Below are 10,205 nucleotides of genomic sequence, written 5' to 3' on the forward strand. Positions count from 1 at the left end.
AAAGCGCAGCCATAGCTTGGCTATGGCGAGCATTTGCAACGACGAGCAGGGGGCTTTTGGCGTGATGAGCGGGCATGATCGAAAAACTCTCAGCCTCTGAGTGGCATCGACGACGGGCACCACGATCAAAGCGGTACCTGTGCTGTCTCTACGCAAGCTGGGACAAACCGGATGCAGACTATTTGCGGGGTGGGGAAAAGCGAAGCGCGCCCACCGCACAGTTCAGGGTGCGATGCGCATCGCTTTCAGTCGCGCCTCGAACTCTTGACGCAATTCGCGCCGCGCCGTGGCCGCCTGGTGACGACGCTTCTGGTCTTGCGTCACCGGCACGAGTGGGGGTACCGGCGACGCCTTGCGGTTCTCATCCATCGCGACCATGGTGAAGAAGCAACTGTTGGCATGCCGAAGCGTCTGGGTCTGGATGTTTTCGGCGACGACCTTGATGCCGATTTCCATGGACGTGTTGCCGGTGAAGTTCACGCTCGCCAGAAATGTCACCAATTCGCCGACATGGATGGGCTGGCGGAACATCACCTGGTCGACGGACAGTGTCACAACGTAGCGTCCGCAGTAGCGGCTAGCGCAGGCGTAGGCGGCCTGGTCCAGCAGCTTGAGGATGGTGCCGCCGTGCACGTTGCCGGTGAAGTTCGCCATGTCCGGCGTCATGAGCACCGTCATCGTCAGTTCGTGGTTGGGAAGCTTCATCATTGCCACGCGCCTAGCCCATAAATACTCTCAGCCTCTCACTCGGCCTTGATCACGCCGCAGGCGATTCGTGCACCGGAGTTGCCGGTGGGCTGGGTCTTGTAGTCGTCGGCACCGCCATGGACGATGAGGCCGCGACCGACCAGGTCAGTAGTGCCGGAGCCAAGCGTCACGCCGCTCAATTCGAAGCTGGCTTGTGCGTTGCCGTTGGCGTCGGACTTGAGAGCGGGCATGTCGCCGGCGTGGTGGTCGGCATCTTGCGGACCGTGCGGCTTGCCGTTGGGGTTGAAATGGCCGGCGGTGCTCAGGCCGTCGCCGCTGGAGCAGTCGCCCTTTTCATGAGCATGCAAACCATGCTCCGCATTCGGCTTCAAGCCCTTGATGTCGGCGATAACCAGCACTTTGCCGTCCTTTTGCTGGAATGTGACGGTGCCGGAGGCAGTGTTGCCCTTGGTGGGTTCGAGGACAGCGACTGCCTTGTGGCCTGCTTTGTTGCCCATGATTCCGCAGGCAGCGAGCAGCGCGGCTGCGGCGAGAGAAGTCAGAACGGCGAGATGGTTGATTGATTTCATTCGATATCCTCGGGTTGTCGCGGACGGCTTCGACCATGGTCGATCATCAAGATGGATTCCACGGATCTTGGAGCTCGCTGGGGGCCGCACTCACGATGGGCAGCATACAAGTCGCGAGATTCGCCATGCTCATATACCTTTTGCTTCGCGTTATAACCCAATCATGACACTTGGGGTTGCCCCACGCCCGCCGCCTTCACCTCATGGTCAATTCTTGGCCTGAAGCTTTGCGAATGCCGCTGCCATCGCCGATGGTCCTTGTGGTGCAGCAGCCCCTGAAGACTGACGCGCCGACGCAGGCACCCTCTGCCCACGCTCGGCATGACGGAACTGATTGCCGCCCGCCTCGCCCTTGGGCGCGGGCTTTGTGTCGAGCTTCATGGTGAGCGAGATGCGCTTGCGCGACAAATCGACTTCGAGCACCTTCACCTTCACGATGTCGCCGGTCTTCACGACTTCGCGCGCGTCGTTGACGAACTTGTTGCTCAACTGGCTCACGTGCACGAGACCGTCCTGGTGCACACCCAGGTCGACGAAAGCGCCGAACTGTGCGACGTTGCTCACTGTGCCTTCAAGCGTCATGCCGGGCTGCAAGTCCTTGATGTCCTCGACGCCGTCATTGAAGCGCGCGACCTTGAAGTCGGGGCGCGGGTCACGGCCAGGCTTTTCGAGCTCGGCGAAGATGTCCTTCACGGTGATCGCACCGAACTTCTCGTCGGCAAAGGCTTCGGGCTTGAGGGTGCGGATGACGTCGCTGCGGCCCATTACTTCGGACGCCGGCTTCTTCACTGTGCTGAGAATGCGTTCGACGACCGGATAGGTCTCGGGGTGCACACCAGATTGATCAAGCGGGTTGTCACCGCCACGGATTCGCAAGAAGCCCGCGCTCTGCTCGAAAGTCTTGGCGCCCAGGCCGCTCACGTCGAGCAACTGCTGACGATTGCGGAAGGCGCCATTCGCATCGCGCCAACGCACGATGCTCGCAGCCACCGCGCCGCTCAGGCCCGATACCCGCGACAGCAGCGGTGCGGACGCGGTGTTCAAGTCCACGCCCACCGAGTTCACGCAGTCTTCGATGACGGCGTCGAGGCTCTTGGCGAGATCGCCTTGATTGACGTCGTGCTGATACTGGCCCACGCCGATGCTCTTGGGCTCGATTTTCACGAGTTCGGCCAGCGGGTCTTGGAGGCGGCGTGCAATCGACACAGCGCCGCGCAGACTCACGTCCAGGTCGGGCAATTCCTTGCTCGCGAATTCGGAGGCCGAATACACCGACGCACCCGCTTCGCTGACCACCACTTTCTCGATGTGCGTGCCCGGGGCGAGCTGCTGGATTCGCTTGATCAGGTCGGCAGCGAGCTTGTCCGTTTCGCGGCTGGCGGTGCCGTTGCCGATGGCGATGAGGTTGACGCCATGCGTCGCGCACAAGCGACCCAGCGTGTGGACCGAACCTTCCCAGTCTTTGCGAGGCTCATGCGGATAGACGGTGGACGTGTCGAGCACCTTGCCCGTGTCGCTTACCACCGCCACCTTCACGCCGGTGCGAATGCCCGGGTCCAGGCCCATCACCACGCGCTTGCCGGCCGGTGCGGCGAGCAGCAGGTCGCGCAGGTTTTCCGCGAAAACCTTGATCGCGACGCGTTCGGCTTCTTCGCGCAGGCGGGAGAAGAGATCGCGCTCCAGGCTCAGCGAGAGCTTGACCTTCCAGGTCCAGGCAATCGTCTTGCGGATGAGATCGTCGCTGGCGCGCTTCGCGTGGCTCCAGCCGAGGTGGATGGCAATGCGGCCTTCGGCCATGCTCGGCTGGCCCGGCACGAGTTCTTCTTCAAGCACCAGCTTGGCGTCCAGCACTTCCTGCGTGCGTCCGCGAAAGACGGCGAGCGCACGGTGCGACGGCACGGTACGGATCGGTTCGTCATACTCGAAATAGTCGCGGAATTTCGCGATGTCGGCGTTGTTCTCGTCCTTGCCGTCCATGAGCTTGGAGCGGAAGAGCCCTTCCTCCCACAGCCATTCGCGCAGCTTGCCAACGAGCTGTGCGTCTTCAGCCCAGCGCTCGGAGAGCAGGTCGCGCACGCCGTCGAGCACAGCCATGGCGTCGGCGAATCCGCCTTCGGCATTGATGAAGCCGGCGGCTTCGACAGCAGGGTCGAGCGAGGGATCAGCGAAGAGCTTGTCGGCCAGCGGCTCGAGGCCGGCTTCGCGGGCAATCATGCCCTTGGTGCGGCGGCGAGGCTTGTACGGCAGGTAGAGGTCTTCGAGTTCCTGCTTGGTCGGCGCGGCCTCAAGGACGGCGCGCAGTTCGGGCGTGAGCTTGCCCTGCTCGTCCACGCTCTTGATGACCGCGGCTCGGCGCTCTTCGAGTTCGCGCAAGTAGCCCAGACGCGCTTCGAGATCACGCAGTTGCGTGTCGTCCAATCCGTCGGTGGCTTCTTTCCGGTATCGCGCGATGAAGGGCACCGTGGCACCTCCATCCAGCAGTTCGACAGCGGCATTCACTTGAGCCGGCCGAACCTTCAGTTCGGCGGCGAGTTGCAGAAGGATCTTGTCCAAGGCGTGTCAGGGGTCAGACTGCGGAAGCCGCGCAGTGTGCCATAGGCCGCTCGGTGAATCTGTCACGTCATGTGTGGGTTTTCACAGCCCCGAGTGAAACCCGGGGCAGATGTTGACGCCAGGGCAACGCCAGAGCCATTCCCGGGCTTTACCCGAGCTGCGAAGCTGCCATTCCTGCGATGTAGCCGCTGGCGAAGCATGCTGTGAGCAAATAGCCTCCTGTCGGCGCTTCCCAGTCGAGCATCTCTCCCGCGCAATACACGCCGGGCAAGGCCCGCAGCATCAAGCCATCGGTCAATGCATCGAAGGGCACACCTCCCGCACTGCTGATCGCCTCGTCGATGGGTCGGGCTCTGGCCAGGGCAAGCGGCAAGGACTTGATCGCCGAAGCCAGCTTGGCTGGATCGGCAAACACTTCCTTTGACAACAACTCGTGCAAGAGTCCCGCCTTGACACCGTCAATGCCCAGGCGGCTCTTCAGATGCGTGGACAGCGACCTCGGCCCTCGCGGCCGCGCCACTTCTGCGGCGACGAATTCGGCAATGCGCTGCGGCAACAGATCGAGATGAATCACCGCCCTTCCCTCGGCTGCGATGCCGTCTCGAATCGGCCCCGAAGCCGCGTACACCAAGCTGCCTTCTACGCCGGCCTCCGTGATGACGAACTCGCCTTGCTGATGAAAGCGATGGCCATCAGCCGACTCGAACGACAAGGCCACGTTCTTCAGTGGTGTGCCGGCAAATCGCGAGCGGAAATGCTCCGTCCAGCCGTTCGGCGCGTGCACGTCGAATCCGCAATTCGAAGGCAGCAATGGCCGTATCGGCACGCCGCGCGATTCGAGCATTGGCACCCAGGCACCGTTCGATCCGAGTCGCGACCAACTCGCGCCGCCAAGTGCCAGCACGATGGCATCTGCCTCATCGACCACGACCTCGCCCGCTGGCGACTCGAAGCGAAGACCCAAGGACTCGTTCGACCAGCCCGTCCAGCGATGCCGCATGTGGAATCGCACGCCCGCAGCACGCAAGCGGGCAAGCCACGCGCGCAAAAGCGGCGCGGCCTTCATGTCGGTAGGAAACACGCGTCCAGAGGTGCCGACGAAGGTCGATACACCCAGCCCCTCGGCCCATGTGCGCACGCCGTCGGGCCCGAAGGTCGTCAACATCGGTTCGATCTGCGCGCGTCGCTCGCCGTAACGCGCAGCGAAAGAGTCGAGCCCTTCAGAATGTGTGAGGTTGAGCCCGCCCTTGCCAGCCAGCAGAAACTTGCGTCCGACCGAGGGCATGGCGTCGTACAGATCGACTTGCGCCCCCGACTGCGCGAGGGCATCGGCCGCCATCAGTCCGGCAGGACCGCCGCCGATGACGACCACGTGCCGCCCGCTAGCGGTAGCCATGGCCCGCCGCGCCAAAAGTAAATGCGACCGACACGTCGAGCACCTTTGAATTCAAGCCGCCCTGTCGCAGCGATTTGACCTGTCCCGCTCCGACCCGCACCGCCAGCGACCGCGTGATGTCGACGCCCACGTAGGCATTGGGCTGCACGATTGCCCCGCCCTGCGTGCTCACCCCGCCACCGCCTGCAGCACCAATGAGCATTTCGGCGCCTGCATGCACCGGGCCCCAGATCTTCGATTGCACCCCCGCCCCGAACAGGCCCACCGTGTAGCCGCCCGCGCCTCCGCCGTAGGCGCTGTGCGCCTGTCCGGTGAGATAGAAGTGCGGCGACACGAATCGGTTGGCCTTGAGCGTGTCGTTCTGCAGCACGCGCGTCGAGCCATCGCGGCGCAAGGCGTCGTAGCGCTCGACGCCGCCGACCCATTCAGTGCGGACATTGCGCAATGGCGCGGTGATGTCAGTCGGATCGTCGAGGATCCAGTTGAGCGATGCCGCGGCATGCAGCGCCTTGAAGCTGCCCTGCGGCGCACGCGTGACACCGCCTTCAATCGACAGGCCCAGGTCGCGCGTGAGGCGCACGGTGCCGTAGACCCCGCCTTTCAGCAGCAAGCCGCCGCCCACGCTCACGTCGCCCCCACCGCCCATGCCGACGGCCATGCGCGCGCCCAAGGTCAGCTTGTTGGGCCACACCGTGGTTTCGGTGCCGAGCGTCCCGAGGTATTCGGCATAACCCGCCACCCCGCCGTTGGCGGCGCCCGCGGCTTCGATGCCCCAATAAAGGTGATCGGTGACTGCGCGTTCCAGTCGCACGCCGACGAAGCCGATCTTGCCTTCGTAGTCCGCGCCGCTGTTGCGCTTTGCACTCGGCCGCGGCGAATAGGCGCCGAACACGGCCTGGACACGATCGAAGCCGATGCCCGATCGCCCGCTGATTTCTGAGCGTTTTCCAATCAGGTCGCGCGGCACGTAGCGGAAGTCAGTCTTCGCGCTCCAGACCAGGCCGAGTTGGTGGCTGTTGATGTCACCGTTGGCAAAGCGCACCTGCGATGCTGACAGGCCGGCCAGAAACGGCCCGAAGTCCCAAAGCAGATCGACATGCGGCCGAAGCATGAGGCCGCCGCCCACCGGCGCCGCGCCACCGCCGCCGCCGCCCGCATAGAACCCGGCATCGACGGTGAAGGGCCCGGCGATTCGACGCTGGTACGACACCTCGGCGCCAACGGTGAACAAGCCGCCGCGCTGCCCGCTGATTGCGCCGTACACCGCGGGGCCGACCGAGAAGCCGTGGCCTGCGTCGATCAGGTAGGAAGTGCCGACGAGACCCATCTTTTCGTCGCCCGGCAGCTTCACCTTTTCGATGCCGACCTTGATTCGGGCGGGAGCGACGACCAGCGGATCAGTCGCGGAATCTGTGCCCGATTGCGCCCATGACAAACCCGTCGTCGCCATGCCAATGCCCGCCAGCCAGTGGCGCAGATGGCGCGAAAGTCCGGGCGAGCGGGGCCGCATCTGCGGGCGCACACTAAGAGAAGTCATGAGAAGCGTGGTCGTCAACGTGGGGGCGGATGGTAGCGGCTGTTCGGATTTGTCTGTAAGAAAGGTCTGGGCGCGAACGACCTCCTGCAGACATGACTCATGAATGGGGTGGTGAGACGATGAACCCATTGAAGATCTTGCGGCGAATCTGGTCATGGCATGCCGGCTGCCTGATCGGCGTCGCCGGTGCGGTGAGCGTGAGCAGCATGGATGCAAGTGCGCTCGCGTGCACCGCGCGCAGTCCGGCCATCACGACGCCGCTCGTCGAGCTCTACACCTCGGAGGGCTGCAATTCCTGCCCACCAGCGGATCGGTGGTTGAGCAGATTCAAGGGGCGCAGCGACGTGGTGGCCTTGGCCTATCACGTGGACTACTGGGACCGCCTGGGCTGGAAGGATCGTTTAGCGAGTCCGTCGTTCACGCAGCGACAGCATGAGCAGCTTGGCGTGAACGGGTCGAGGTTCGCGTACACGCCGCAATTGGTGCTGGACGGTCGCGATCGGAAGGACTGGCCGCGCGCGAAGTTGGGTGCCGATCGGGCGGCCTCGCCCGTGACGATCGAACTCAGTACTTCAGGGCAGGCAGTGACCGGGACGGTCTCCGTCGTCGGCGACGCCACGATGCGGCTTGCAGCCTACTGGGCCGTGACGGAATCCGGCCATCGCACAACCGTGAAGGCGGGAGAAAACGAAGGTGCGACGCTGGATCACGACTTCGTGGTGCGCGAGTACGAGGAGGTCGCGGCATGGTCGGCGACTCGAGCGCAGCCACGCAAGCTGATGCATTCGATGCAATTGCCGGCCGATGCAGCGCATGGGCGGCGGGTGAATTTGGTGGTGGTCGATGCGGCGAGCGGTCGGCCAATGCAGGCGTTGGGAGTCGATTGTTCTTGACAAATACAAGCCCGAACCCCCCGAGCTACGAGTTCAGAGGCTGAGAGTTTTTCGAGCGTGCCCGAGCAGCACGTCAAAAGGCACCTGATCTAGGCGAAAAGCACAGCCATAGCCCGGGGGCTATGGCGAGCATTTGCAACGACGAGCAGGGGTCTTTTGGCGTGATGAGCGGGCATGATCGAAATACTCTCAGCCTCTCAGGCCGAAAGACTGGCGACAGCCTCGGTTTGATTCAACGCTTCGTTTGTCGGCACCTGCGAGAAGAGGTGTCGACAAACAAGGAGCGGGTCGTTGATGGTGCGCACCGTCGCATACGCCTCTTGCGCTTCAGGGTAGCGGCGACGTAAATAGTTGAGCCACTGCTTCAATCGTCCTGCGCGTGAACGCGGCTCGATCTGCACGTGAATGAGTTTCCAGAATTCCTGCATGAAGGGCAGCAACTGCTGCCACGTCAGCGGCGCTCGATCGGGCCAGCGAATGGCGAGCGCGAGGCCCGGGTCGCTCACCATGCCGCGACCGATCATCAGCGCGTCGCAGCCGGATATTTCCTTGCAACGCGCCGCGTCGTCGGGAGTCCAGATCTCGCCGTTGGCGACCACCGGAATCTTCACCGCGCGGTGAATGTCGTCGATGCGCTCCCAATACGCAGGCGGCTTGTAGCCATGCGCCTTGGTGCGAGCGTGCACCACGATTTCGGATGCGCCGTTGTCGGCCATGGCCTGCGCGCATTCGATGGCGCGGGTGTCGCAGTTGACGCCGAGACGCATCTTGGCCGACACCGGCATGGGTTCAGGCACTGCGCGGCGCACGGCGCCCACCAGCCTTGCAATGGTCTCGGGCTCATCGAGCAGCGCCGCGCCACCACCATGACGGTTCACGAGCTTGGCGGGACATCCGAAGTTCAGGTCGATGCCGTCGGGGCCGAGCGCCGCGAGCCTGGCCGCGTTCTCGGCAAGGCACACCTCATCGGAACCCATCAGTTGCGCCCGCACGGGAACGCCGGCTCGGGTGCGGCCACCGTTGAGCAACTCCGGCACGATGCGGATGAATGCGCGGTCGGGCAACAGCGTTCCCGACACGCGGATGAATTCGGAGACACAGCGGTCGATTCCGCCTACGCGGGTGAGGATGTCGCGCAGGGTGAAGTCGAGCAGGCCCTCCATGGGCGCAAGCAGGATCACGCGCAAAGACCTCGATGGATACGGCACATCTTTCGATTGTCGGCCACCTGAGGATTTGGCCCGGAATTGTTTCGGGCCAAATCCTGAGCCGTACACCGGGGGCGCTGGCGCCGGCAATTTCAGGCACTTTCAGCCGCTCGCGGCATCGCGCTCGGCGGCGGATGTTCTCGCGTCCTGTCCTGCACGCTGCTTTGCGCCCTGCCCGTGTTTGCGCCGTTCATGAAGCGCGCACACAGAAGCGGAAGTCGGCTCGCGAGGCGTGCGGCGGATAGCCATCTTGCGACGCTCGCGCATCACTACCGCGTCGGGCTGCATCGCCGGGCCGTCCTGAGCACGCTCGGCGCCCGCCCTGTCTACCGAGCGCCGGCGAAAGAGCGTGGGCACGAGCCTCATGAAGGCATCGAGGTCGGATCCCTTTTGCAGGATCGTGAGGTTGTCCAGCCCGGCCAGTCCCCGATCGCTGCGAAGCCGCTCGATGTCATGGTCGTACCCCGAATACACCAGCACCGGGATGCGCGAATTCACTTCGCGCAAATGAGTGATCAATGCCAATCCGCTTTCTGCGCCTTGAGACGAAGGTCCAGCACCAGCAATTCGGGATTGAACGTCTCCAACTCTTCGAGCGCCCCTTGGGCGCTTTCGCGCACCTTCACTTCGACGCTGGACAGGCACTTGGCCAACATGGCCGGAATGATGGTCTGCATGACTTCGTTGTCTTCTACGACGAGCACCCGCGACGTGCAGCGCTGCCGGCGATCGGCCGAGTCGTCGCCCCGGCGCCTGTCGGTCGGCTCAGCAATGGGCTTCGATTCGGCCCTCAGGCGCGCAAGGTCTTCGATGGCCAGTTGAGCTCGACGCCTCTCCTGCTCGTTGAATTCAGTCAAATTGCGCGTGCGATGAAACTGGTGCCATGCATAGACGGCGAGCGCACACACGATGACCAGCAGCACTTCTTGCACGCTTAGCCGATCCTTGACGAAGTCCCATAGGGGACCAAGCAGCTTTTCCATGATCGTCCTGCCGAAAAGGCAACGCGAGAGCGCATTGCCGACTTGTTGAAACTGTGGCCGCGACCACGGAACACAAACGGATTGCCGGGTGCACGAGTATGAGGAATCTCTCGCAGCAGTACACCCCTAATCCGTCCGACAGCGCGGCGTACATGACGAAGGTCATGCTCACACACGAGGATGCCCTTCATTCGCCAGTGCAGAACGAAGTCGTGTTGACACGCAATGTGCCCCAAAGTCAGCGCAGAAGCCGCCCGCTGTTATGACCCGATGTAATTTCGGCTTGCCGAACCACGCTAATCGAGGTTGAGTCATGGCACCTGTCCCGCGATGTTTTCGGCGGTGCCCGCACATGTTA

The 10,205-nt window shown here is 63.4% G+C and carries 9 protein-coding genes; 1 reads left to right on the plus strand and 8 read right to left on the minus strand.

Annotated features, from left to right (window positions below; all coding sequences use genetic code 11):
* Positions 1 to 222 precede the first annotated feature (222 nt).
* The 5 genes from AC30NL_RS16240 to AC30NL_RS16260 all read right to left on the minus strand — a co-directional run bounded on the left by AC30NL_RS16240 (position 223) and on the right by AC30NL_RS16260 (position 6,763).
* Positions 223 to 705 (minus strand): acyl-CoA thioesterase, encoded by a 483-nt coding sequence (locus AC30NL_RS16240; protein ID WP_489465047.1) that lies wholly within the window; start codon positions 703 to 705, stop codon positions 223 to 225.
* Positions 706 to 743: 38 nt separating this feature from the next.
* Positions 744 to 1,277 carry a superoxide dismutase family protein gene (locus AC30NL_RS16245; RefSeq protein WP_489465040.1) on the minus strand — a complete coding sequence of 178 codons (534 nt, stop codon included), beginning with the start codon at positions 1,275 to 1,277 and terminating at the stop codon, positions 744 to 746.
* 207 nt (positions 1,278 to 1,484) lie between these two features.
* A complete protein-coding gene (locus AC30NL_RS16250; protein WP_489465041.1) occupies positions 1,485 to 3,830 on the minus strand; it encodes a Tex family protein in 2,346 nt (781 codons plus the stop codon).
* 148 nt (positions 3,831 to 3,978) lie between these two features.
* Positions 3,979 to 5,226: a TIGR03862 family flavoprotein gene (locus tag AC30NL_RS16255; RefSeq protein WP_489465042.1), complete on the minus strand. Its 1,248-nt coding sequence runs from the start codon at positions 5,224 to 5,226 to the stop codon at positions 3,979 to 3,981.
* Positions 5,213 to 6,763 (minus strand): hypothetical protein, encoded by a 1,551-nt coding sequence (locus AC30NL_RS16260; protein WP_489465043.1) that lies wholly within the window; start codon positions 6,761 to 6,763, stop codon positions 5,213 to 5,215. Before AC30NL_RS16260 ends, AC30NL_RS16255 begins: the two co-directional genes overlap by 14 nt.
* Before the next feature lie 119 nt (positions 6,764 to 6,882).
* Here AC30NL_RS16260 and AC30NL_RS16265 point away from each other — a divergent pair, with 119 nt between their 5' ends.
* Complete coding sequence (locus AC30NL_RS16265) at positions 6,883 to 7,656, plus strand: DUF1223 domain-containing protein (RefSeq protein WP_489465044.1); 774 nt, start codon at positions 6,883 to 6,885, stop codon at positions 7,654 to 7,656.
* 197 nt (positions 7,657 to 7,853) lie between these two features.
* On the opposite strand, the gene AC30NL_RS16270 is transcribed toward AC30NL_RS16265, so the two are convergent.
* The 3 genes from AC30NL_RS16270 to AC30NL_RS16280 all read right to left on the minus strand — a co-directional run bounded on the left by AC30NL_RS16270 (position 7,854) and on the right by AC30NL_RS16280 (position 9,847).
* Positions 7,854 to 8,819: a tRNA dihydrouridine synthase gene (locus tag AC30NL_RS16270; RefSeq protein ID WP_489465048.1), complete on the minus strand. Its 966-nt coding sequence runs from the start codon at positions 8,817 to 8,819 to the stop codon at positions 7,854 to 7,856.
* A gap of 147 nt (positions 8,820 to 8,966) precedes the next feature.
* Positions 8,967 to 9,383 carry a hypothetical protein gene (locus AC30NL_RS16275; protein ID WP_489465045.1) on the minus strand — a complete coding sequence of 139 codons (417 nt, stop codon included), beginning with the start codon at positions 9,381 to 9,383 and terminating at the stop codon, positions 8,967 to 8,969.
* Entirely contained in the window at positions 9,380 to 9,847 is a 468-nt protein-coding gene (locus tag AC30NL_RS16280) for a hypothetical protein (RefSeq protein ID WP_489465046.1), read from the minus strand. Before AC30NL_RS16280 ends, AC30NL_RS16275 begins: the two co-directional genes overlap by 4 nt.
* Between the last annotated feature and the right edge of the window lie 358 nt (positions 9,848 to 10,205).

This window comes from Rhizobacter sp., from assembly GCA_021153565.1.
GTDB lineage: Bacteria > Pseudomonadota > Gammaproteobacteria > Burkholderiales > Burkholderiaceae_C > Albitalea.

What these genes read in the sequence shown, in the direction of transcription:
- AC30NL_RS16240 (WP_489465047.1), bottom strand. Translation starts at nt 705, where the DNA reads ATGAAGCTTCCCAACCACGAACTGACGATGACGGTGCTCATGACGCCG.
- AC30NL_RS16245 (WP_489465040.1), bottom strand. Translation starts at nt 1,277, where the DNA reads ATGAAATCAATCAACCATCTCGCCGTTCTGACTTCTCTCGCCGCAGCC.
- AC30NL_RS16255 (WP_489465042.1), bottom strand. Translation starts at nt 5,226, where the DNA reads ATGGCTACCGCTAGCGGGCGGCACGTGGTCGTCATCGGCGGCGGTCCT.
- AC30NL_RS16260 (WP_489465043.1), bottom strand. Translation starts at nt 6,763, where the DNA reads ATGACTTCTCTTAGTGTGCGCCCGCAGATGCGGCCCCGCTCGCCCGGA.
- AC30NL_RS16265 (WP_489465044.1), top strand. Translation starts at nt 6,883, where the DNA reads ATGAACCCATTGAAGATCTTGCGGCGAATCTGGTCATGGCATGCCGGC.
- AC30NL_RS16270 (WP_489465048.1), bottom strand. Translation starts at nt 8,819, where the DNA reads ATGGAGGGCCTGCTCGACTTCACCCTGCGCGACATCCTCACCCGCGTA.
- AC30NL_RS16280 (WP_489465046.1), bottom strand. Translation starts at nt 9,847, where the DNA reads ATGGAAAAGCTGCTTGGTCCCCTATGGGACTTCGTCAAGGATCGGCTA.